A 22,903-nucleotide genomic window follows, 5' to 3' on the forward strand; every position below is an offset into this window, starting at 1 on the left:
GTCGGGAGCAAGGCCGCCAGCATGACGGGAATCGTCGCAGAACTTCTCTCCCTGCTCGATCTCGAGCGCCTGGAGGTGGACCTGTTCCGAGGCTTCAGCCCGGATTGGGGCTGGCCGCGCGTCTTCGGCGGGCAGGTGGTCGCGCAGGCGCTGGTGGCGGCCACGCGCACCGTGCCGAGCACCCGGCCGGCGCACTCCCTCCACGCCTATTTCCTGCTCGGAGGCGATCCGAAGACGCCGATCGTCTACGAGGTCGAGCGTATCCGCGACGGTCGCAGCTTCACCACGCGGCGGGTGAAGGCGATCCAGCATGGTCGGGCGATCTTCGCCATGTCGATCTCCTATCAGGACGTCGAGCCCGGATACGAGCACGCCGACGCCATGCCCGACGCGCCCCGGCCGGAGACGCTGCCCGACATCCGCGCGCTGGTCGCCGCCGGCGGCAGCGGCATTCCGGCCCCCGTCGCCGGCTATTTCGCGCGCGAGCGGCCGATCGAGCTGAAGCCCGTCTCCCTGAAGCGCTATCTCGACCGCAAGCCCCGCGAGCCCCGCTGCGACGTCTGGTTCCGCGCGGCCTCGTCCCTGCCGGACGATCCCGCCCTTCACCAGGCCGTGCTCGCCTACGCCTCCGACATGACGCTCCTCGACGCGACCCTCATCCCCCATGGCCGCACCGTGTTCGATGCCGACATCCAGTCCGCGAGCCTCGATCACGCCCTCTGGTTCCACCGGCCGGGCCGGGCGGACGACTGGATGCTCTACGCGCAGGACAGCCCCAATGCCGGGGGCGCCAGGGGCTTCGCGCGGGGCCGGATCTTCGCGTCGGACGGCACGCTGCTCGCCTCGGTGGCGCAGGAGGGGCTCGTCCGTCCGCGCGGCGAGTCCGAGTGACGGATCGGCGCGCTGCCTCCAGCGCGACACCGTGATTGTCGCCAATTTCAGCGAAATGTTTATTTAGTGGGCATCTTTTATTGCAAAGCTGCCCACCGGATCGGCGCCAAAGCGCCAATCCGTAGGCAAGTTAACAACTTGCGAAAAAGTTCCCGTTTCGATGCCCTGGCATAGTCCTTGAATAAAAGCCGTGCGAACGCGGGGTCATCCCGATCCCCGCGGGCACATCCGGACCGGCACGCGGCGATCAAGGCGGCACCGGCAACCGGATCCCATTGAAACAAGGGGGCGCCGCCCATGAAAATCGTGATGGCCATCATCAAGCCGTTCAAGCTGGAGGAGGTGCGCGACGCCTTGACCGGCATCGGCGTCCACGGCCTGACGGTGACCGAGGTCAAGGGTTACGGCCGTCAGAAGGGCCATACGGAGATCTACCGCGGCGCCGAATACGCCGTGAGCTTCCTGCCGAAGCTGAAGATCGAGGTCGCGGTCTCCGCCGATCTCACCAGCAGCGTCATCGACGCCATCGCGGCCGCGGCCCGCACCGGCCAGATCGGCGACGGCAAGATCTTCGTCATGCCGCTGGAGAAGGCGGTCCGCATCCGCACCGGCGAGACCGACGCCGACGCGCTCTAAGGGCGCGCCCGCGCGGCGCCGCGCGCGCCCGCAGATCCCTTTTTTCCCAACGAACACAACTGCATCGCGACCGGGAGTCTCGTGTCCATGAAACTTCGAAACGTTCTCGCGCTCGGGCTGGGGGGAGCGGCGCTGGCCCTTCTCCTCGTCGAGCCGTCCCTCGCGCAGACCCCGACGCCCGAAGCGGCGGCGGCTCCTGCTGCCGCGGCCGCCGCCGCGCCCGTGCCGAACAAGGGTGACACCACCTGGATGCTGATCTCCAGCGTCCTCGTGCTGCTCATGACCGTGCCGGGCCTGGCCCTGTTCTACGGCGGCCTCGTCCGCACCAAGAACATGCTCTCGGTCCTGACCCAGGTCTTCGCCATCGCCTGCATCGTCTGCCTGATGTGGGTCTGCTACGGCTACAGCCTCGCCTTCACCAACGGCGCCGGCCTCAACGACTTCGTGGGCGGCTTCTCCAAGGCCTTCCTGAAGGGCGTCGATCCGAATTCCGTGGCCGCGACGTTCTCGAACGGCGTCGTCATCCCGGAATACGTCTACATCGCCTTCCAGATGACCTTCGCGATGATCACCCCCGGCCTCATCGTCGGCGCCTTCGCCGAGCGGATGAAGTTCTCGGCGCTGATCGTGTTCATCGTCCTCTGGACGACGTTCATCTACTTCCCGATGGCGCACATGGTCTGGTACTGGGGCGGGCCCGACGTCGTCGCCGCCGCCGCCAAGGCGCTCGCCGCCGCGACGGACGAGGCGTCCAAGAAGGCCGCCCAGGACGCGCTCGACGCCGTCAACGCCGATGCCGGCTTCCTCTTCAAGAAGGGCGCCCTCGACTTCGCCGGCGGCACCGTGGTGCATATCAACGCGGGCATCGCCGGCTTCGTCGGCTGCCTGATCCTCGGCAAGCGCATCGGCTACGGCCGCGACCTGCTCGCCCCGCACTCGCTGACCATGACCACGATCGGCGCCTCGCTGCTCTGGGTCGGCTGGTTCGGCTTCAACGCCGGCTCGAACCTCGAGTCGAACGGCACCACGGCGCTGGTGATGATCAACACCTTCGTCGCCACCGCCGCCGCCGCCGTCTCCTGGCTGTTCGTGGAGTGGGCCATGAAGGGCAAGCCGTCGCTGCTCGGCATGCTCTCGGGCGCCGTCGCCGGCCTGGTGGCGATCACCCCGGCCTCGGGCTTCGCCGGCCCGATGGGCTCCATCGTGCTCGGCCTCGTCGCCGGCGCGGCCTGCTTCATCATGTGCTCCAGCGTGAAGAACGCCCTCGGTTACGACGACTCGCTGGACGTCTTCGGCGTCCACTGCATCGGCGGCATCATCGGCGCCTTCGCCACCGGCATCCTGGTGAACCCCGCGCTCGGCGGCGTCGGCATCCCCGACTACACCACGAAGCCGGGCGAACTCGTCGTCGGTTCCTACGACCTCGTGACCCAGCTCACGGCGCAAGGGTGGGCCGTCGGCCTGACGATCCTGTGGTCGGGTATCGGCTCGGCGATCCTCTACAAGCTCGTCGACTTCACCATCGGCCTGCGCGTCACGCAGGAGGAAGAGCGCGAGGGTCTCGACATCGCCGATCACGGCGAGCGGGCCTACAACTACTGAGCGATCGCTCGGTCGGCGGGCGGGGCGAAGGCTCCGCCTGCCTGCTCCTCGAACGCCGGGCCGCAAGGCGCGACGGCAAACCTCCCGAAGGCCCCGGTCCAACGACCGGGGCTTTTTCGTGATTCGCGCCTGACGGGCATGGCAGCCCGGTTGTTCGGGCGGAGGTTAACGAAAGGTTGTCGACCGGCCGCGAAACGTCGCCGGCAAGCATACGGCACCGCGGCAACAATGTGGCACTACCGCAACATCGCCGATGCAACTCGGCCGCGAGGAGCCGAATGCCTTCAAACTAGGCAATTGCCCGAAACTTGGTTTTGCGGTGCATCGGCGCTTTCGGCACCTTGGTGTCATACAAAACAAGGGGCTGCTCATCATGACTTTCAAACTGTCTCTGCGGGGCGTCGCGGCGTCTCTCGCCACGTGTCTCTGCCTCGGACAGGCGCAGATCGGCACGGCGTCCGCCGCCGACATGCCGGTGCCGAAGGTGATGCCGGTCGAGGCCAAGGCGCCCGATCCGCTGATCGGCTTCGCGTTCTACTCGGCCTACGCGACGGACTATAACTTCCGCGGCGTGTCGCAGTCGAACCTGCAGGGCAGCTACCAGACCTTCTTCGAGACGCAGTTCTTCAACAACTTCGCCTATGCCGGCTTCTACACCTGGCAGACGCGTCTCCCCACGCGCCCCGACATGGAGTTCGATCTCGTCGCCGGTATCCGGCCGACCTTCGACAAGCTCTCCTTCGACCTCGGCGTGATCTATTACTTCTACCCCAACGAGCAGCGCCTGTTCACCAACGGCGGCGGCTTCCTGACCACCCGCAACACCGACTTCATCGAGTACGCCGGCAAGGCGCTCTACCAGGCGACCCCCGAGCTCGCCATCGGCGCCAACGTCTTCTACGCCCCGAACTACCTGGGCCAGCACACGAACGGCACCTACACCTCCGGCACGCTCGCCTACACGATCCCGGCGACGGTCTTCCCGTTCCTGCCGGAATGGGCCTCGGGCGGCTTCACCTTCTCGGGCGAGGGCGGCCACTACTTCCTCGGCGCCGCCAAGACCTCGGCCACCGGCTTCGACCCGGCCATCGGGCGGTTCACCTCCTTCGACCTGCCGTCCTACAACTACGGCAATGTCGGTCTGACCTGGGCCTACAAGAACCTCTCCCTCGACGTCCGCTTCCACACCACGGACCTCAATGCCCGCCAGTGCTTCGCGCTGACCGGCGATTTCCGCGGCAACATCAACGGCGGCACCTCGCGCTGGTGCGGCGATGCCTTCATCGGCACCATCAAGTGGCAGACCTCCACCGCGGCCCCCGGCGTCTATGCCGAGCCCGGCGGCCTGCTGAACCTCTTCAAGTAAGACGCTTCCCGCCCACAAGGCGTGGAACGGACGAGGGCCCCGGAGCGATCCGGGGCCTTTTTCGTTCGCGACGCGGCCGGCCCGAAGAGCGGAAAGTGTGTGGAAGTGAACGCGCGGCTGTGCCAACCTCGGCGGGTGGCGCCGCGTTGCCGCCGCCGGCCCTCGGCCGTTTCCGCCCCGCGCGATCCGGCAGCGCGGGGACGAGTCGGACGCCGGGACGAGGGACGAGAAGCCCATGAGCGACCATCTCGAGGACGTTAAGAAATACGCCAAGGCTCCGGTCAACGAGGCGGCCCTGGCCGGTCTCGAGAAGACCTACCGGCTCGTCCTGTCGAAGCCCGATTCGCGCTACGTCGCCTGCTCCGACAAGGAGGAGCTCGAGACCGTGCGCAAGAACTTCCTCGAGAAGAAGCTCGGCCTCTCCGGCGGCGATCTCGACGCGTCGATCAAGAGCGTCTGCGAAACGATGAAGGCCAGCCGCTCGAAATCGCGGCTGACCTTCTACTACCTGCTGGCCGAGCATCACGGGAAGCTGGACACGCTCGCCTGACGAGGCGGCCACGCGACATGCGCTTGGAGTCGCGCCCGATCCTGCCGGTTCGGATCACGGCTCCAGGCTATTGCTTGGCGCCTCCTCCCAAGCGGAATCTATCCCTGCTTCGGCGGAAAGCGTTCAGAAGGCCTTCGGCAATCCGGCCTGCTTGAGGACGCCGTTCGCCGTGTGACGCGACTTGATGGCGTTGTCGACGACGACTTTCCGGCCGCTGCCGTCATGGCGCCAGATCTCGTGATCGCCCCGACCGCTGCGCCAGAACGCGAACCCGTTCCGGCGCAGCAGGCGCTTCAGCTCCGGCGTGAAGTCGGTCACGTTTTAAGCCTTTTGCGAATCGCTGGCCGAGCAAGCCGAAACGCAAATTACGGTCGTCCTGTCAAAGAAATCTTTACTGTCTTGTGCCCCGTGCTTCACCGGCTCATGCCGCCTCGACGCGGACCCGGTCATGCGCATAGGCAATCAGATCCACCTCGATCTCGGCCGTCGCTTCAACGTCGAGCAGATCCTGAATCAGGCCCGGAAGCTTCTTTCGCAGTGCGTCGAGGGTCTCGGCCTCGGTGATGAGACCCGGAACGTCCGATTCCTGAACGAACCAGACGCCGGCCTCGTCGTCCCAGGCACAGCGGATGACGGCGTGACGAAGCATGGATGATCCTCGAAGGCCGGCAGGATCGCCGACCTTCGCTTCCTGTGCAACGATTTTAGAACGCCACGGCGCGCACGCGCTTGACCTGCGGGATCGCGGCGATCTGCGCGAGGGTCTCCTCGTTCAGCTTGGCGTCCACGGCGACGAAGGCGATGGCGTTGCCGCCCTCGCGCTCGCGGCCGAGGTTGAACGTCGCGACATTGACGCCGGCATCGCCGAGCACGCTGCCGAAGCGCCCGATGAAACCGGGCTTGTCGTGGTTGCGCACGTAGAGCATGTGCGGGGCGAAGGCCGCGTCGATGGCGATGCTGCGGATCTCGATGACGCGCGGCTTGCCGTCGTGGAAGACGGTGCCGGCGGCGTCGCGCGGCATGTCCTGGGCGTCGACGGTGATGCGCACCACGGATTCGAAGTCGCTCTCGCCGCCCTCGCGGCGCGCCTCCTCGATCACGATGCCGCGCTCACGGGCGATGGCCGGGGCCGAGACCATGTTCACGTCCTGAAGGATCGGCCGCAGCACGCCGGTGACGGCGGCCGAGGTCAGCGCGCGGGTGTTCATGTCCGCGACCGCCCCTTCGTAGGTGATGCGGATGCCCTTGATCGGCGCCTCGGTGAGCTGGCCGAGGAAGGAGCCGAGCTTCTCCGCGAGCTCCACGTAGGGCTTGAGGCGGGGGGCCTCCTCGGCGGAGATCGAGGGGAAGTTCACCGCGTTCGAGATGGCGCCGGAGAGCAGGTAATCGGACATCTGCTCGGCGACCTGGAGCGCCACGTTCTCCTGCGCCTCGTTGGTCGAGGCGCCGAGATGGGGCGTGCAGATCACGTTCGGATGGCCGAAGAGCGGGTTCTCGGTGGCGGGCTCGGTGACGAACACGTCGAAGGCGGCCCCGGCCACATGGCCCGAATCGAGGGCCGCGCGCAGCGCCGTCTCATCGACGAGGCCGCCGCGCGCGCAATTGACGATGCGCACGCCGGGCTTCGCCTTGGCGAGGTTCTCGGCCGAGAGGATGTTGCGGGTCTTGTCCGTCATCGGGACGTGCAGGGTGATGACGTCGGCGCGCGTGAGGAGCTGGTCGAGCTCGACCTTCTCGACACCGATCTCGACGGCCCGCTCCGGGGTCAGGTAGGGGTCGTAGGCGACGACCTTGAGCTTCAGCCCGATGGCGCGGTCGGCGACGATGGCGCCGATATTGCCGCAGCCGATGACCCCCAGCGTCTTGTCCGTCAGCTCGACGCCCATGAAGCGGTTCTTCTCCCACTTGCCGGCCTGCGTGGAGGCGTCGGCCTGCGGGATCTGGCGGGCGAGCGCCAGCATCAGGGCCACGGCGTGCTCGGCGGTGGTGATGGAGTTGCCGAAGGGCGTGTTCATCACGATCACGCCCTTCGCGGTGGCGGCCGGCACGTCGACATTGTCGACGCCGATGCCGGCGCGGCCGATCACCTTGAGCTTACCGGCCTCGGCCAGGAGCTTCGCGGTGGCCTTGGTGGCGGAGCGGATGGCCAGACCGTCGTATTGGCCGATGACGGAGGCGAGCGCCTCCTTGTCCTTGCCGAGCTCGGGTCGGAAATCGACCTCGATCCCGCGATCGCGGAAGATCTGGACGGCGGCTTCGGAGAGGGCGTCGGAAATGAGAACTTTTGGAGCGGGCATGATGGCCTCCGGCTCGTGAGGAAAGGAGAAGATTGATGATTGAGGACGTGCGGGCGCGTGCCCTCTCCCCTCTGCGGGAGAGGGTGGGCCTCGCGTCAGCGAGGGTCGGGAGAGGGGAGCGACGGGTCCGGACAGGGCGTTCCCCTCATCCGACCCGCTTCGCGGGCCACCTTCTCCCGCCGAGGGGAGAAGGTGCGCCATGGAGCTACGCGGCCTTTGCCAGCGCGGCCTTTTCCTCGGCGAAGGCCCAGTCGAGCCACGGCATCAGCGCCTCGAGATCGGAGCGCTCGACGGTGCCGCCGCACCAGATCCGCAGGCCGGGAGGCGCATCGCGATAGGCGCCGATGTCGAGCGCCACGCCCTCCCGCTCAAGCCGGTCGGCGATGCCCTTGGCGACCGCCGCGACGACCGCATCGCCCTTGGCGAGCACGTCGGGATCGGTGATCGCGAGGCAGACGCCCGTGGTCGACTCCGTGGCCGGATCGACGGCGAGGTTGCCGATCCAGGGGGTGCGCGCCACCCAGTCGTGGATGACCTTGGCGTTGGCGTCCGCCCGCGCGATCAGCGCGTCGAGGCCGCCGAGCCCCTCGGCCCAGCGCAGGGTATCGAGATAGTCCTCGACCGCCAGCATCGAGGGCGTGTTGATGGTATCGCCCTTGAAGATGCCCTCGATGAGCTTGCCGCCCTTGGTGAGGCGGAAGACCTTCGGGATCGGCCAGGCCGGCACATGGCTCTCGAGCCGGGCGACGGCGCGCGGCGACAGGATCAGCATGCCGTGCGCGGCCTCGCCGCCCATCACCTTCTGCCAGGAGAAGGTGACGACATCGAGCTTGTCGAAGGGCAGGGGCATCGCGAAGGCGGCCGAGGTCGCGTCGCAGATGGTCAGGCCCTCGCGGTCGTCCGCGATCCAGTCGCCGTTCGGGACGCGCACGCCGGCGGCGGTGCCGTTCCAGGTGAAGACGACGTCGTTGTGCTTGGTGTCGATGGCCGAGAGGTCGGGCAGCACGCCGTAGGGCGTCTGGTGGACGCGCGGCGCGATCTTCAGCTCCTTGAGCGCGTCCGTGACCCACTCCTTGCCGAAGGCTTCCCAGGCGGCGACCTCGACGGTCTTCGGGCCGAGCATGGTCCACATGGCCATCTCGACGGCGCCGGTATCGGAGGCGGGAACGATGCCGATGCGGTAATCGGCCGGGACGCGCAGCAGCCTGCGGGTCTCGTCGATGGCCTGCTTCAGCTTCGCCTTGCCCAGCGCGGAGCGGTGGGAGCGGCCGAGGGCGGCATCGGAGAGGGCATCGGGGGTCCATCCGGGGCGCTTCGCGCAGGGGCCGGACGAAAAGGTATTCGCGCGCGGGCGCGCGGTGGGCAGGCTCATCATTGCAATCCATCCTTACAGATGGGCGCCTCCCGTTGGGGGGAGGTGTCCCGCCGGCGGCAATGACCGCATTTCGCTCCGTTGGCAAGTGGCCATCGCGCAACGCATGCTAGGAACACGCCCGGCAAGACAACCTTAAGCTTAATCGCCCACCCTGGCGTCTTGTGCTGCGTAGAAGGCGTATCGCGTCATGCTTTCCGAACACGGGCTCATCGGGATCGCCTGGGTAATCCTGTTCCTCGTCCTGGTCTGCATGGCGCCGGGGGCGCTGCGGCGCCGGCACCGGGCGGAGGAGGAGCCCATCTGCGCGGACGAGCTTTTCCTCGACATCGGCGGCCCGGTCATCGACGCCGAGCCGGCTTGAGGAGACCGCAGCCCGGCCTCCCGCCGCGGTTCACGCGGCGCCTCCACAAGAGAGGCCCGGCCGCGCGCGCTTCCGGGCCCCTTCGAGGTGCAGATCACGCAGCGCGGACGGTGGCGAGGAAGCGCGTCACCTCGGCCGAGAGATGCTCGGACTGGCGCGACAGCTCGGAGGCCGCGCCGAGCACCTGTGTGGCCGCCGCCCCGGTCTCCTCGGCGACGCGCGCCACGCTCATGATGTTGCCCGTCACCTCCGTGGTGCCCGTCGCGGCCTGCGCCACGTTGCGCACGATCTCCTGCGTCGCGGCTCCCTGCTGCTCCACCGACGCGGCGATGCCGCCGGCGACCGCGTTGATCTCCTGAATGCGGCTGGTGATGCCCTTGATCGCATCGACGGCCTGGCCGGTCACGGTCTGGATCTGCCCGATCTGACGGCCGATCTCGTCGGTGGCCTGCGCCGTCTGAGTGGCGAGCTCCTTGACCTCCGAGGCCACCACCGCGAAGCCCCGCCCCGCTTCGCCGGCACGGGCCGCCTCGATGGTGGCGTTGAGCGCGAGCAGGTTGGTCTGCCCCGCGATGTTCGAGATCAGCCCGACCATCGTGCCGATCTGCTCGGCCGACAGGCTGAGCGCGGTGACGAGCTGCGTCGTCTGGGCGGCGGCGTTCTCCGCCTGCTGCGCGAGGGTGGACGAGCCCGAGACCTGGCGGTCGATCTCCTGCACGGAGACGCCGAGCTCCTCGGCGGCGGCGGCGACGGTCTGGACGTTGGTCGCGGCCTCCTCGGCGGCGCTGGCGACGGTCGTCGACTGCGTCGCGGTCTCGGTCGCCATCTCGGACATGCCGCGCGCGGTCGCCTGCAACTCGGTGGCGGCCGACGCCACGATCCCGATGACCCCGCTCACGGCGGCCTCGAAACCGTCGGCCATCTGGCGCATGCCGGCCTTGCGCTGCTCCTCCGCCGAGGCGCGGGCGAGGGCCGTCTCCTCCTCCAGCTGGCGGGAGCGGATGAGGTTCTCCTTGAAGACCTGGACGGAGGCGGCCATGCCGCCGATCTCGTCGCGGCGGCCGATATGGGGAACGGACCCGCCGACGTCGCCGGCGGCCAGGGTCCGCATCGTCCCGGTGATGGCCGAGAGCGGAGCGAGCACGCCCCGCAGGGTCGTCGCCAACGCGAAGCAGGCCGCGAGAGCGCTCAGCAGGAGCGCGCACACGCCGATCTTCGTGGCCGTCGCGTAGGCTTCCGAGGTGAGCAGATGAACGCTCTGCGCTTCGTCGATCTGAAGATCGACGAGCTTGCCGATGCCTTCGCTGACCGGATCGATGACCTGATACAGACGCGCGACCACGAACCGGTCGAGCGCCGCCTGGTCGTTGCCCTTGAGGATGGTCAATAGTTCGATGACGCCCGCATCGGCGGCCTTCATCGAGGCTTTCGCCGCGTCCGCGAGCCGCTTTTCCTGACCGCTCATCTGCGTGGCCGCATAGTCGGACCACTTCTGCTTGATCGTCTTCTCCGCCTCGGCCACCGACTCGGAGCCCTTCGGCCACGGCATCATGCCGTTACGCACCTTGTGCGCCGTATCGACGATGTTGACCGCGTACATGTCGGCGATGATCTTCAGATCGCGGAGCGGCACGACCCGGTCGGCGTAGATCGTGTCCAATCCCTGATTGGCGACGCTCGACGCATACCATCCGACGCCGGCCATCAGGACGACTGCCGCGAACAGGCTGGCGAGGGCGACGAGCAAGCGGGAGCGGATCGAGCGCATGAGAGAGTTCCACTGCCAAAGAAAATTCGCCGGCAGAATGAGACATCGTCGCTAATAAATATTTAATTCTACTCTACCAACTATAGGTTGCATAGTTATCACCCACAAATGGAAATCTGCGCAAAAGATGATCGACGCATTCGCATCGCGGAAACAAATCGAAATCTGTTTCCACGCCCGTGAACAGCACGGCGATGCATCCTTCGCCGCGTTCGCATCGGTCGCGATCCGATGGCCGTCCCCCTGTCGGGACGCCGCTCGGATTCGAGGATCGTCCATCCGGCGCTCGCCTCGACCCTGGAGTCATGGGTTGCCCGGCCCTGGACTCTGCGACGATCGGGAGGGGTGCCTCGCCCCCCAACGACCATGAACCGGCATCGGCCGTGAAGGGCGCGAATACTTGCCGTCTCGTCGCTCGGGCCGTCGCGGCGATGGACCCGACGCGCTCCGGGTCTCAGCCCTCGCCGCCGCCGACGATCAGGTCCGGCCGGCGCTCGCGGGTGATCGCGTCGGAGCGCTCCCGCCGCCAGCGTTCGATGGCGCCATGGTTGCCCCCGGTGAGCACCTCGGGGATGGCGTGCCCTTCCCACTCGCGCGGCCGGGTATAGTGCGGATATTCCAGCCGGCCGCCCTCGAAGCTCTCGTCCCGGCCGGAGGCTTCCTTGCCCATGGTGCCGGGCAGGAGCCGCACGCAGGCGTCGAGCAGCACCATCGCCGCGATCTCGCCGCCGGAGAGCACGTAGTCGCCGATCGAGACCTCCTCCAGCGCGCGCCCCGCGATGACGCGCTCGTCCACGCCCTCGAAGCGGCCGCAGACGATCACCGCTCCGGGGCCCTCGGCGAGCGCCCGCACCCGCGCCTGCGTCAGCGGTCTTCCGCGCGGGGACATCAGCAGGCGGGGGCGGGCGTCGTCCGCAAGCGTCGCGGCGTCGATTGCGGCGGCGAGGACGTCGCAGCGCAGCACCATGCCGGCGCCCCCGCCCGCCGGGGTGTCGTCGACGCTGCGATGGCGGCCGATCCCGTGGTCGCGGATGTTACGGGGCTCCAGGCTCCAGGCTCCCCGCGCCAGGGCATCGCCCGAGAGGGAGAGGCCGAGCGGTCCGGGGAACATCTCGGGATAGAGCGTGAGAATGGTGGCCCGCCAGGGCCGGTCGGGGCCGGTCATGTCCCCCTGATGGCGCGCCGATACGGGAGCGGTCAACGCGCGGACCGCGAGCCGGCGGCCGGATTCACGCTTCCGTAGCCGATGCCGGCGATAGTCCCGCCCCGGTTGTCCTCCGCGCGGGATTCTTTGGGGCGATGCTGCTGGGGCTCTGGCTCGATCTGCCGGTGTGGCTGATCTTCGCGACGCTCGCGGCCCTGTTCCTGGGGCTCGTCGGGCTGATCTGTCTCGTCTCGAACCTGCGTCCGACGCGCCAGGCCCTGCTCGGCGTGAGCGCCGGGGTGGTCGCCCCGTATTTCTCCTCGATCTCGGTGCTGCTGGCGCTGCTCACCGGCTTCGTCGCCAACGACGCCTGGGAGCGCCAGCGCTCCGCCGCCCGGACGGTGCAGACGGAGCGGGCCAACATCGTGGCCGTGCACGACCTGAGCATCGCCACGGTCTCCGACATGGCCGATATCCGGGGCGCCCTCATCGCCTACGTGGATGCGCTGATCGAGGACGAATGGCCGAGGATGATGGACGGGGACTCCTCGCCCCGCGCCGGCCTGGCGCTCAGTACCCTGATGCGCCTCGTCGCCGACCCGAGCCACGAGACCGCATCGGGGGCGGCGGCCCATGCGGCGCTGCTGAACGCGGTGGTGGCGCTGCGCAACGCGCGCGGCGAGCGGCTGGCGCTCAGCGACACCCAGAGCGACCAGTCGAAATGGCTCAACCTGCTCGTGCTCGCCGGCCTGACGCTGGTCGGGCTCGCGCTGGTGCATATGGAAAAGCCCAGGGCACAGGCGACGACGATGCTGATCTTCTCGCTCGCCGTGGTCGTCACCCTCGGCGTCATCGCGCTGCACGAGCGCCCCTTCGACGGCCCGATGGCCATCAGCTCCGCTCCCTTGAAGGCCGCCAAGACGTCGATGGCCGCCCGCTCCCCGTGAGGGCGCGCGGACTCCAGGTCCTTCTGGGCCTCTCTCAGGCCATCTCCGCGCGGGCGAGGCCGAGATAGCCGAAGACGGCGCGCCTTACCCGCGCATCGAGCCCTGCCGAGGCCGTCTCGCCACGCTCCCCGGCCGCGTCCACCATGCCCTTGACCATGGCGAGAATGTCGGCGGCGGCCTCGTCGGGATCCGCGAGCGCCGTGCCGGGCAGGCGCGCGACCAAGGCCGAGATGCTGGCGACGATGGTCCGCGACACCCCCGCCACCTCGTCGCCGAGGGGCAATCGGACCTCCTCGAAATCGAGCAGGCGCGCCAGGGACGGCCGCCGCATCTGATGACCCACGGCGGCGGCAATGAACAGCGCCAGTCCGTCCCGCGGGTCCGGCGCGCCGGCCGCGCTCCCGACATCGGCCAGGAGGACGGCCGTCTCGCGCTCGATGAGCGCCGCCGTCAGGGCGTCCTTGCCGGGAAAGTACTGGTAGAGCGAACCGACGCTCGTCCCGGCCCGCTCGGCCACGGCGTTGGTGGTGTAGCCCGCCAATCCCCGCTCCTCCAGAACGCGAGCCGCCGCCTCCACGAGCACGGCCACCGTCTCGGCGGAACGGGATTGTCTGGGCCTTTTCCGGGGCTTGAGCAGGCTGTGGGGCAACGGACGATCCCGAGCGGATGCGAGTTTGAGATGCGAGCGATCACTCGCATTTTGTGGCTCTCCTCTCAAGGAAGGCAAGTCCTCATGACACACGATCCCGCACCCGCCCCGGCCCAGGCCGTCACGCTCACGGTCTTCATGCTGGTCAAGACCTCGCCGGAATGGCTCGGCTTCGACATCGACACGCGTTTCGCCAAGCTGCGCGAACAGTTCGAGCCGATCCTGCGCCGGCATGCCGGACAGGTGACGCTCAGGTTCTACGACGCCGAGTTCTACACGGCCCGCGTCACCGACGTCTGGCTCTGGGACGCGGTGAGCCACCACGCCTACGAGCTGCTGGTGGAGGAGCTGCGCGAGACCCCGTTCTGGGACCGCTATTTCGCGATCGTCGAGATCATCCCGGCGGTGGAGAACGCCTACGCGGCCAATTACGGCCGGGCGCCCCTCGCGGCGTAGGGCTTTTACGAAGCGGCCCCCGCCTCCCAGACCTGCCCCGGCCGCATCGCGAGGAAGCGGTCGGGCGGGATGGCGGCCTCCTCGAGCGCGGCGGCCAGCGCCTCGGCGGGGCGCTCGATGCCTTCGTCGGTGAGGCGGAAGGTGCCCCAGTGGTGGCCGAGCGCCCGATCGGCGCCGAGGAGCCCGAACGCCGCGACGGCATCCGCCGGGTTCATGTGCTGCGCCTTCATGAACCAGCGCGGCTCGTAGGCGCCGATGGGCAGCGTCGCGAGACGCGGCGGCCCGAACCGGGCGCGGATCTCGCGGAAGAGGCTGCCGTCGCCGAACCCGGTATCGCCGACATGATAGTGCACGCCGGACGGCGAGGTCAGCACGAAGGCGCACCACAGGGCCATGCGCCGGTCGTTGACGCCGCGTGCCGACCAGTGGTTCGCGGGCACGCAATGCACGGTGATCCCGCCACCGAGATCGACGCTGCCGCCCCAGTCGCAGGTCTCCACCCGCATGGTGCCGTCATAGGCGCGCAGGATGGCGTCGTTGCCGAGCGGCGCCACGATCCTGGGCTCGTGCTCCTGCCAGAGCCGCGCCATGCTCGGCCCGTCGAGATGGTCGTAGTGGTTGTGCGTGATCAGCACCGCGTCGATGGGCGGAAGGTCGGCGAGGGCGATGCCCGGCGGGTTGACGCGCTTCGGCCCGGCGAAGCCCAGGGGGCTGGCGCGGGTGGAGAAGACCGGATCGACCAGGATGTTGCGCCCCGCGACCTGAAACAGGTAGCTCGCATGCCCGATCAGCACGACGCGCAGGCCCTCCACGCGCTCCGGCGGAACGTCGGCGGGGAAGGGGCTCGGCCACTGCTTCGGCCAGGCCTCGCCGCCGCGCGAGAGCTGCCAGCGGGCCACCGCGAGCAGGTCCTTGTCCGTCTCCTGCGAGGGCCGGAAGAAGCGCACCCCGTCGAAATGATCGCTCGCCGGGCCCCGGTAATACGGGTTTCGCCCGCGCCGGTGGGCGGCATAGCCGACGCCGCCGAGCGTCATCACCGTGGCCGCGCTCGCGACAGAGAGGAGGCTTCGCCGTTTCATGGGGCCAGACTTCATGGAGCTTGACTTCATGAAGCTTGACATGGCGACGCGGGCGCGCCGGTCAACGGGCGGATGCTCACGAGCGCCAGCGCAGTTCCTGCCGTTGCAGCGGATTGCGGAACGGCCTGCCGTCGAGGGCGGCCTGGAGCGCCTCGCGCTTCAGGCGGAAATACCATTGCGAGGGCAGGTCGCTCTGGCCGAACAGCACCATGGTGGGCTTGCGGTCGAGCCCGGCCTGGGCGTGCTGGAGCACCTGCTGGTCCTGGGTCAGGAACTGGCGCATCAGCGGCTTTGCCACGGGCTTCAGCAGGTTGAGGCCGGGGATGTTCCAGTAGAGCGCGTTGGTCAGCAGGGTCCGGTTGCCGGTCATCGGCGTGGCGAAGGTGTAGTTCGCCACCCGCTTCGCGCCCGCGACGATCCGCTCCAGCCGCACCCCCGGAAGCCGGAACTCGATCTCGACCTCCGGCACCCCGCCGAGCAGCCTGTAGACCGGCGAGCTCGTGGTAGTTGAATGGCTCGCCATGGTGAAGCCGTGCGGCACGGGGGCGAAGGTCTTGACCTTCTCGCGCAGCTCCTTCGAGGGCCTGAACCACCAGGTGTCGTGCACGAAGGCGACGTGTCCGGGATCGACGAGGCTCAGCGTGGTGAGGTCGTAGGAGGCCTCCACCTCCAGTTCCACCACCAGCGCGCCGAGGGGCTCGAAATCCAGCGCCGGCACGTCGGGCACCTCGCCGCCGGCGGGGCCGACATGCGAGTTCACCCAGACGAAGCCGGCGCTCTCGCACACGGGAAAGCGCTGGACCTGGATGCGCGAGAAGTCCGAGCCGTCGGCGGAGGAGAGCGTCGGCACGTCGCGGCAACGGCCGTCGGTGCCGAAGCGCCAGCCGTGGAAGGGGCACATCAGCTCCGCCCCGTCGAAGCGCCCCTTGGAGAGCGCCATGCCGCGATGGGGGCAGCGGTCGCGCAGCGCGAAGAGCGCCCCGGAGGCATCGCGGCCGACGACGATCTGCTCGCCGTTCAGCTCGACCGCGCGCAGGGCGTCGCGCTTCAAGCTCGCCGCCTGCCCGACGCAGTACCAGGCGTTGCCGAGGGGCTGGCGCATGGCCTCGGGATCGAGGGCGTTCTCGTCGGCGGGCGCGGGATCGCGCAGCGTGTCGAGCATCGAAGACCGGATCGGAGCGGCGGCGGGAGGCCCGTCATACGGCGGCGGACGGGGCGCGGCCAGAGGGCGCAGCGCCGGGGCTTTTCAAGCCGGGCCGGGATGCCTAGGTTCGGTGTCCCAGCAATCAGCGAAAGGAGGTGATCCAGTGTCTCATTGTCACCAGACAATGCCGAGCAAGGGCGAGGCAGTGGTCAATCTTTTCAGCGCGTTGGCCGCTGCCTAGCAGGTCCGTGCGGAGATCGTGCGACGCGCCATGAGGGGTCGCAAAGGTCGCATCCTCGACGTTTGTCCTCTCGCGACAACGGTTCTTCCGCGAGACCCGGCCGCCGGCTTCCCCGAAGCCGGCGGCCGCCTCGTATCCGGGAAGCTCCTGCGCCCGTCCCCGCGAGAGCCCGGCTCCCTGCCGATGACCGGAACCCCGGCGCGGCCGGCAGACTCGGCGAAGGTTTCTCCCCGGCAATGATGTTGCCGGATTACATCATCGGCAAAATCCGGCAACACGGCCCGCTTCCGGCGGGCGGTGCTCCCTATCGAGGGACGATTTCGCTGCACTAAGAGCTTGTATGCAAGCGAGCATTCAAGCTCTCGGCGGGGGCCGGCGGATCATGAACACAATCGGGCGGACGACGGCTCGGCTTCTGGCATCGACGGCAATAGTGTTGATCTCGGCCGGCCACGGCTATGCCCAACAGGCGCCGGATCTGACGACGTTCTCGTATTTCCAGCAAAGAACAGCGCCGACCGGCGTATCCGATCCTTACGGCTTTGCTTTCGAGCGTCCGAGCTTGCCGGCGGGCACCGACCAGAACCTGCTCTACGAATTCAACGCGAACTGGGGTAACCGGGCGATCGGCCAGGCCGCCGCCCTGACGGCGACGCGGACGCCGGGCGGCACGCCCGTGAACGGGCTCACCGGGCTCGGCATCACCATCGCCGTGATCGACAGCGGCATCGACGCGGTCTTCGCCGGGACCGACCCGGCGGCCGGCTTCTCCAGGGTGCATCCCGAGTTCCAGGGCCGGCTCGACACGCGCAGCCGCGCCTTCCTCACGAACGGCACCCAGTCCCTCGCCATCATCGACACGGACGGCCACGGCACGCATGTGGCCGGCACGGCCGCAGCCGCGCGCGACGGGGCGGGCATGCTCGGCGTCGCCCCCGAGGCGCAGATCGTCGCCCTGAAGGGCGTCGGCAGGGGCTTCGACGCGGACGCGGCGCTTGCCTACGCCGCGAGCCTGCCGGACGTGCGCGTGATCAACGGCAGCTACGGGCCGAGCAGCACGGCCGCGGACCGCACCTGGACGACCGGCAACCTGGACGCCGAGATCGCCGCCGTGCGGTCGGCCCTGACGGCGGGCAAGGTGCTCGTCTACGCCGCCGGCAACGACTACGAGACCAACCCGACCGTCGCCCGCAATCCGACCGGCGTCGCCGTGTTCCCCTATATCCGCCCCGCCAACGCCCGGACAGGCGTCTACGACGACGAGGGCCGGAACTACGATTTCTCCGATCTCGCCCGGCTGCCGGGTAGCATCATCGCGGTCACGAATCTCGACACCACGCTGAGGATCTCCCCCAACTCGAACCGCTGCGGCGTGGCGGCCCACTGGTGCGTCTCGGCGCCAGGCGGCGGCGCGGCCTCGGCGCCGGATTCCATCGTCTCGGCCTATCCGAACATCGGCACCGACATCGTGACCGGCCCGACGCCGGGCGCGATCTACCACTACACCGCCGGCACCTCGATGGCGGCGCCGCATGTCACCGGCGTGTTCGCGGTGCTGTTCCAGGCCTTCCCGACCTACTCGACGCAGGACGTCGTGCGCCTGCTCTTCGCCACCGCGCAGGATCTCGGCGATCCGGGCATCGACGAGATCTACGGACGCGGCCTGGTGCGCCTCGACCGGGCGCTGGCCGCGCCGACGCTCAGCCCCACGGCGGCCACCAACACCGCCACGGTGGCGCCGGGCGAGACGCAGTTCTGGTCCGCGCCGGCGACGGCGGCGGGCTCGCTGACGGTGGCCGGCTCCGGCACGCCGGCCGTGCGCGGCACCCGGAGCGCGACCACTCCGGCCGACGCCGCCAGCGAGCTCGTCGTCGCCGGCCGCGTCACGCTGGCCGGCGCGGTGGACGCCTCGGCGGTGGACATCGAGATCGACGGCACGCTCGCCACCCCCCGCCTCTCTATCGGGCGGGACGCCATGCTCAGCGGCGAGGGCGATATCTTCGGCAATGTCGACGTGCAGGGCGTGCTCAGCCCCGGCTCGGGCAATTCCGGCGACCTCGTCGTCCACGGCAACCTGACGCTCGGGCGCGAGGCCACCTTCCACGCCGTCATCGACGGCTCGGAAGCGGCGGACGGCTATGTCGGCTACAGCATCGCCGTGGTGACGGGCGCGGGCCACACCTTCTCGGCGGCCGGCGCCCTGGTGTTCGATTTCGTCGGCATCGACGGCAAGACCGTGCTCGCCCCGATCGGCACCAAGTTCCCGGTGGTGCTCGCGGAGGACGGGGCGCGGATGCAGGGCCGCTTCGAGAGCCTGTCCGTCGTCTCCGAGACCGGGATGACGGGCCTGCCCGCCGCCTCGCGCCTCGACGTGCTCTACTCGTCCACCGCCATCGTCGGCGCCGTGACGCCGGCGGCCTATGCCAATCTCGAAGCCAACGGCGTGGCCCTCACCGGGCGGCAGCGGGCTCTGGCCGGGGCCCTCGACCGCGCCCGCGGGGAGCCCGGCGCCATCCTGTCGGACCGCGCGCTGAGCGTGTTCGATCCGCTGTTCGGCGCGACGCCGGCGCAGATGCCGCAGATCTTCGACCAGCTCTCGGGGGCCGGCAGCAGCGCCACCGCGCAGGCCGCCGTCGATGCGTCCCGCCGCTTCACCGGCATGCTCGGCGAGCGGATGTCGGCGCTGCGCTCCGGCGCCGCGCCCGTCCAGAGCCTGTTCGCGCCGAGCCTCGCCACCGCGACCACGGGCTTGACCGGCCTGTACATCCCGCCGACCGCGTTCGCCGCCACAACGCGCTATGCCGGCGGCGACGGCCCGGCGGGTGCCATCGCGCTCGCCGGAACCGAACCGGCCGTGGCCGGGGCCTGGGGGCTCGGGTTCGGAAACGCCTTCCGCATCGGCGCCGATGCCTCCGGCCCCGGCCTGCGCGCGCAGGGCGGCGGCGTGATGCTCGGCGTCGACCGGGCCATCGATCCCGGCCTCTTCGTCGGCGGCGCCTTCGGCTACGCGCGCTCGAACGTGGCCTCCGCCGGGGTGCGGGGCGACGCGGACACTTATCTCGGCGCCGCCTATCTCGGCCTGAAACGGGGCGGCTTCGAAATCGACGCCGCCGCCGGCCTCGCCTATGCCGCCATGGACTCCTCGCGCGCCTTCGCCCCGTTCGGCACGCCGCTGAGCGCGCGCGGCCGTTCCGACGGCCTCGGCGCGCTCGCCTCGGTCGAGATCGGCTACCGCTTCGCCATCCCGTCCGAGGGCGGTGTCCTGAGCCTCAAGCCGCTCGCGGCCTTCGCCTATAACGACCTGCACCGCTCCGCCTTCGCCGAGACGGGCGGGGGCGGCTTCGGTCTCGCCTTCGCCGGACAGACCTTCGGTCGGGCCACCTCCCTCGTCGGCCTCGCCGCCGGGATGGAGATCGCCCTGGCCGATGGCTTGCGCATCCGTCCCGACCTTCGGATCGGCTGGACCCACGACGTCATGGGATCATCGCCCCTCGTGCGGGCCTCGTTCCTCGATCAGCCCTTCCGGGTGCGCGACGCCCGCGCCGGGCGCGACGGCTTCCTCGCCAACGCGGACGTGACCGCCTGGATCACGCGGACCACCGGCCTCTTCGTGGGCTATCGCGGCGAGGTCCAGGCGAACGCGACTAGCCACCAGGGGCATGCGGGCCTGCGCATCGTCTGGTGACGGGGGAGGGGCGCTCGGCTCGGGCGGGCGAAGTCCCGGCCGAGGCGCCGGGCTTGCGTCAACAGGGACCGCGACACGACGAAGGCCGCCCCCGACGCGCGGGAGCGGCCCTCGAAATCGTGCGGAAATGGGGGCGGATCAGCGCCCCTGGAAGAGCGGCTGGGCCAGCGCCTCGGCCCGCGCCCGCCAGAGGTCGCGTTCCTCACGGATGCCGACCAGTTCCCCCATCTCGCCCTCGACATGGCGGCGCAGCTCGCGGATCTCCTCGGCGATCATCGCCTGGAGCTCGGCGTAACGGTCGCCCTCGAGGCGCAACTGCGCCTTCAGCAGCATGTTCTCGGCCATCAGTTCGGAGATGTCCCGCGCCGCCTCGTCCGGCTCGGCGGCGGCCTCCGCGATCTCCTCGGCGACGGGTTCCGCCGGCGGCGGCACCAAGCGGGGGGCCCAGGAGGCGCGCTCGGCCCGCTCGAAGGCAGGCTCCCGCTCCTCCGACTGCGCCTGGACGGCGGCGGCCTGCGCGCGGATCTGGGCGAGCCAGTCGCGCAGCGGCGCCGTGGCCTGGCGGCTCGCAGTGTCGTCGAGCGGATACTGGCGGGCGGCGTCTGGCATGGGGAAGTCCTTCGCGGTCGTCCCGATCCGACACGATTATGCTTAACGAAGGGTAAAGCTTAACGAACCGTGGCAACCCGAGGACGGGAATGTTTGACTTTTCCGCCTCCCGGACGTAAACGCCGCGCTCCCTGACGCATGACGTCAACCCGAACGCCGACCGGCCCCACGAGGCCGGAGGTCAACGCCCGACAGCGCGTCTGCGCCCTCGGGCGTGTTCTGCGTTGGCTCGATTGCGTCCGAACCGGCCGGATACCCCGTGACGCAGACACCGACGAGGACGCTGAGGATCGAGGACGCCGTGAACGAGCTCTGCCCCTGGTCGGGCAAGCCGATCGCGGCGGATTCGCTGACGCTCTACAACGGCGCCGTGGTCGGCTTCTGCAATCCCGACTGCCGGGACAAGTTCGCCCGCGCCGTCACCGCCTTCGAGGACGCGCTCCAGGGCCGCCGCGCCGAGACGGCGGGGCTGTTCCAGTGACCGCCGACAGGATCGCCTGAGCATGTTCGAGGGCCTTTCCGACAAGCTGTCGGGCATCCTCTCCGGCCTGACGCGCCGCGGCGCGCTCACCGAGGCCGACGTCACCGCCGCCATGCGCGAGGTGCGCCGGGCGCTGCTCGAGGCGGACGTGGCGCTCGAGGTCGTGCGCGGCTTCACCGACAAGGTGCGCGAGAAGGCGGTCGGCGCCGTCGTGCTCAAGTCGGTCACGCCGGGGCAGATGGTCGTCAAGATCGTCAACGACGAACTCGTCGCCATGCTCGGCACCGATGCCGAGGTGATCGACCTCAACGCGCCCGCGCCCGTCGCCATCCTGATGGTCGGCCTCCAGGGCTCGGGCAAGACCACCACCACAGCCAAGATCGCCCGCCGGCTCTCGGGCCGCGACAAGCGCCGCGTGCTGCTCGCCTCCCTCGACACCCGCCGCCCGGCCGCCATGGAGCAGCTCGCGGTTCTCGCCAAGCAGGTCGAGGTCGAGAGCCTGCCCATCGTCGCCGGCCAGTCGGCGGTGCAGATCGCCCGGCGCGCCATGGATGCGGCCCGCCTCGGCGGCTTCGACGTGGTGATGCTCGACACCGCCGGCCGCACCACGCTCGACGAGGGCCTGATGGCCGAGGCGGCCGAGGTGAAGGCCGCGACGAAGCCCCACGAGGTGCTGCTCGTCGCCGACGCGCTCACCGGCCAGGACGCGGTGAACACGGCCCGTGCCTTCGATCAACGGCTCGGCGTCACCGGCATCGTGCTCACCCGCATGGACGGCGATTCGCGCGGCGGCGCGGCGCTCTCCATGCGCGCCGTCACCGGCAAGCCGATCAAGCTCGTCGGCGTCGGCGAGAAGGTCGACGCGCTGGAGGAGTTCCACCCGGCGCGCGTGGCCAACCGCATCCTCGGCATGGGCGACATCGTCTCGCTGGTCGAGAAGGCCGCCGAGACCATCGACCACGAGCAGGCGCTCCGCACCGCGGAGAAGATGCGCAAGGGCAAGTTCGACCTCGACGATTTGTCGATGCAGCTCGCCCAGATGGAGAAGATGGGCGGCATCGGCGGCCTGATGGGCATGCTGCCGGGCATGGGCCAGATCAAGAAGCAGGTCGAGGGCGCCAACCTCGACGAGAAGATGTTCCGCCGCCAGCGGGCGATCATCTCCTCGATGACCCCGCAGGAGCGGCGCAACCCCGACATCCTCAAGAACTCGCGCAAGAAGCGTATCGCTGCGGGTTCCGGCACCAAGGTCGAGGAGCTGAACAAGCTCCTCAAGATGCACCGGACCATGGCCGACATGATGAAGGCAATGGGCTCGGGCAAGCGCGGCATCGGCCAGGCGCTGGGCTCGATGTTCGGCCTCGGCGGGGGTGGCCTGATGGGCGGCGGCATGCCGGGCCTGCCGCCGGGCATGCCCGAGCCGACGCCGGAGCAGATCGAGGCCATGCAGAAGCAGTTCGGCGGGAAGCTCCCGCCGATGCCGCCGGGACTCGGTGGCGGAAAGATGCCGGGCCTTCCGGGGCTCAGCGGACCGAAGGGGCCTGGCTTGCCGGGCCTCGGAGGAGGATTCCCGTTCGGGAAGAAGAAATAGGGCGAATGGCGAATAGTGAGTAGCGAATAGT

Annotated in this window: 21 protein-coding genes; 11 read left to right on the forward strand and 10 right to left on the reverse strand. The window is 69.3% G+C overall.

The window, feature by feature from the left end; all coding sequences use genetic code 11:
- Positions 1-21 precede the first annotated feature (21 nt).
- The 5 genes from tesB (at position 22) to ACP56T_RS16925 (ending at position 5,045) form a co-directional block, all read left to right on the forward strand.
- Positions 22-891: an acyl-CoA thioesterase II gene (gene tesB, locus ACP56T_RS16905; RefSeq protein ID WP_430913312.1), complete on the forward strand. Its 870-nt coding sequence runs from the start codon at positions 22-24 to the stop codon at positions 889-891.
- Positions 892-1,188: 297 nt separating this feature from the next.
- On the forward strand, positions 1,189-1,527 hold the full coding sequence (locus ACP56T_RS16910) for a P-II family nitrogen regulator (RefSeq protein ID WP_430913313.1): 339 nt from the start codon (positions 1,189-1,191) through the stop codon (positions 1,525-1,527).
- Positions 1,528-1,614: 87 nt separating this feature from the next.
- A complete protein-coding gene (locus ACP56T_RS16915) occupies positions 1,615-3,129 on the forward strand; it encodes an ammonium transporter (RefSeq protein WP_430913314.1) in 1,515 nt (504 codons plus the stop codon).
- Between the two features lie 373 nt (positions 3,130-3,502).
- Positions 3,503-4,495: a TorF family putative porin gene (locus ACP56T_RS16920; protein ID WP_430913315.1), complete on the forward strand. Its 993-nt coding sequence runs from the start codon at positions 3,503-3,505 to the stop codon at positions 4,493-4,495.
- A 235-nt stretch (positions 4,496-4,730) separates the two neighbouring features.
- Positions 4,731-5,045, forward strand: coding sequence for a DUF2853 family protein (locus ACP56T_RS16925; RefSeq protein WP_430913316.1), 315 nt, complete (start codon positions 4,731-4,733; stop codon positions 5,043-5,045).
- A 123-nt stretch (positions 5,046-5,168) separates the two neighbouring features.
- On the opposite strand, the gene ACP56T_RS16930 is transcribed toward ACP56T_RS16925, so the two are convergent.
- From ACP56T_RS16930 to ACP56T_RS16945, 4 genes are all read right to left on the reverse strand, one after another.
- Positions 5,169-5,363 carry a type II toxin-antitoxin system HicA family toxin gene (locus ACP56T_RS16930; protein WP_430913317.1) on the reverse strand — a complete coding sequence of 65 codons (195 nt, stop codon included), beginning with the start codon at positions 5,361-5,363 and terminating at the stop codon, positions 5,169-5,171.
- A gap of 103 nt (positions 5,364-5,466) precedes the next feature.
- Complete coding sequence (locus tag ACP56T_RS16935) at positions 5,467-5,694, reverse strand: DUF1902 domain-containing protein (RefSeq protein WP_430913319.1); 228 nt, start codon at positions 5,692-5,694, stop codon at positions 5,467-5,469.
- Between the two features lie 55 nt (positions 5,695-5,749).
- The gene (serA, locus tag ACP56T_RS16940) at positions 5,750-7,342 is read right to left on the reverse strand and encodes a phosphoglycerate dehydrogenase (protein WP_430913320.1); all 1,593 of its coding nucleotides are present in this window, start codon (positions 7,340-7,342) and stop codon (positions 5,750-5,752) included.
- 205 nt (positions 7,343-7,547) lie between these two features.
- Positions 7,548-8,717, reverse strand: a complete 1,170-nt coding sequence (locus ACP56T_RS16945; RefSeq protein WP_430913321.1) for a phosphoserine transaminase — start codon at positions 8,715-8,717, stop codon at positions 7,548-7,550.
- 187 nt (positions 8,718-8,904) lie between these two features.
- Here ACP56T_RS16945 and ACP56T_RS16950 point away from each other — a divergent pair, with 187 nt between their 5' ends.
- Positions 8,905-9,078, forward strand: coding sequence for a hypothetical protein (locus ACP56T_RS16950; RefSeq protein ID WP_430913322.1), 174 nt, complete (start codon positions 8,905-8,907; stop codon positions 9,076-9,078).
- A gap of 94 nt (positions 9,079-9,172) precedes the next feature.
- Here ACP56T_RS16950 and ACP56T_RS16955 read toward each other — a convergent pair whose 3' ends face one another.
- Together ACP56T_RS16955 and trmD are read right to left on the reverse strand one after the other, a co-directional pair.
- Positions 9,173-10,846 carry a methyl-accepting chemotaxis protein gene (locus tag ACP56T_RS16955; RefSeq protein WP_430913323.1) on the reverse strand — a complete coding sequence of 558 codons (1,674 nt, stop codon included), beginning with the start codon at positions 10,844-10,846 and terminating at the stop codon, positions 9,173-9,175.
- A 454-nt stretch (positions 10,847-11,300) separates the two neighbouring features.
- Positions 11,301-12,011: a tRNA (guanosine(37)-N1)-methyltransferase TrmD gene (gene trmD, locus ACP56T_RS16960; protein ID WP_430913324.1), complete on the reverse strand. Its 711-nt coding sequence runs from the start codon at positions 12,009-12,011 to the stop codon at positions 11,301-11,303.
- A gap of 134 nt (positions 12,012-12,145) precedes the next feature.
- On the opposite strand from trmD, the gene ACP56T_RS16965 reads away from it, so the two are divergent.
- Positions 12,146-12,937, forward strand: coding sequence for a bestrophin-like domain (locus ACP56T_RS16965; RefSeq protein WP_430913325.1), 792 nt, complete (start codon positions 12,146-12,148; stop codon positions 12,935-12,937).
- 34 nt (positions 12,938-12,971) lie between these two features.
- Here the strand turns inward: ACP56T_RS16965 and ACP56T_RS16970 are convergent, their stop codons facing one another.
- Complete coding sequence (locus tag ACP56T_RS16970) at positions 12,972-13,526, reverse strand: TetR/AcrR family transcriptional regulator (RefSeq protein ID WP_430913326.1); 555 nt, start codon at positions 13,524-13,526, stop codon at positions 12,972-12,974.
- Between the two features lie 144 nt (positions 13,527-13,670).
- On the opposite strand from ACP56T_RS16970, the gene ACP56T_RS16975 reads away from it, so the two are divergent.
- Positions 13,671-14,042, forward strand: coding sequence for a darcynin family protein (locus ACP56T_RS16975; protein ID WP_430913327.1), 372 nt, complete (start codon positions 13,671-13,673; stop codon positions 14,040-14,042).
- A gap of 5 nt (positions 14,043-14,047) precedes the next feature.
- Here ACP56T_RS16975 and ACP56T_RS16980 read toward each other — a convergent pair whose 3' ends face one another.
- Both ACP56T_RS16980 and ACP56T_RS16985 read right to left on the reverse strand, forming a co-directional pair.
- Complete coding sequence (locus tag ACP56T_RS16980) at positions 14,048-15,121, reverse strand: MBL fold metallo-hydrolase (RefSeq protein WP_430913328.1); 1,074 nt, start codon at positions 15,119-15,121, stop codon at positions 14,048-14,050.
- Positions 15,122-15,197: 76 nt separating this feature from the next.
- A complete protein-coding gene (locus ACP56T_RS16985; RefSeq protein ID WP_430913329.1) occupies positions 15,198-16,283 on the reverse strand; it encodes a Rieske 2Fe-2S domain-containing protein in 1,086 nt (361 codons plus the stop codon).
- A gap of 785 nt (positions 16,284-17,068) precedes the next feature.
- On the opposite strand from ACP56T_RS16985, the gene ACP56T_RS16990 reads away from it, so the two are divergent.
- Positions 17,069-20,191 (forward strand): S8 family peptidase, encoded by a 3,123-nt coding sequence (locus ACP56T_RS16990; protein WP_430913330.1) that lies wholly within the window; start codon positions 17,069-17,071, stop codon positions 20,189-20,191.
- 138 nt (positions 20,192-20,329) lie between these two features.
- Here ACP56T_RS16990 and ACP56T_RS16995 read toward each other — a convergent pair whose 3' ends face one another.
- Positions 20,330-20,800, reverse strand: coding sequence for a VIT1/CCC1 transporter family protein (locus ACP56T_RS16995; RefSeq protein WP_430913331.1), 471 nt, complete (start codon positions 20,798-20,800; stop codon positions 20,330-20,332).
- Between the two features lie 259 nt (positions 20,801-21,059).
- On the opposite strand from ACP56T_RS16995, the gene ACP56T_RS17000 reads away from it, so the two are divergent.
- Positions 21,060-21,281 carry a glutathione S-transferase gene (locus ACP56T_RS17000; RefSeq protein ID WP_430913332.1) on the forward strand — a complete coding sequence of 74 codons (222 nt, stop codon included), beginning with the start codon at positions 21,060-21,062 and terminating at the stop codon, positions 21,279-21,281.
- A gap of 22 nt (positions 21,282-21,303) precedes the next feature.
- Positions 21,304-22,872, forward strand: a complete 1,569-nt coding sequence (ffh, locus tag ACP56T_RS17005) for a signal recognition particle protein (protein WP_430913333.1) — start codon at positions 21,304-21,306, stop codon at positions 22,870-22,872.
- Positions 22,873-22,903 lie beyond the last annotated feature (31 nt).

Origin of the sequence: Methylobacterium endophyticum (assembly GCF_050591105.1) — a bacterium.
In the GTDB taxonomy this organism is placed as follows: Bacteria; Pseudomonadota; Alphaproteobacteria; order Rhizobiales; family Beijerinckiaceae; genus Methylobacterium.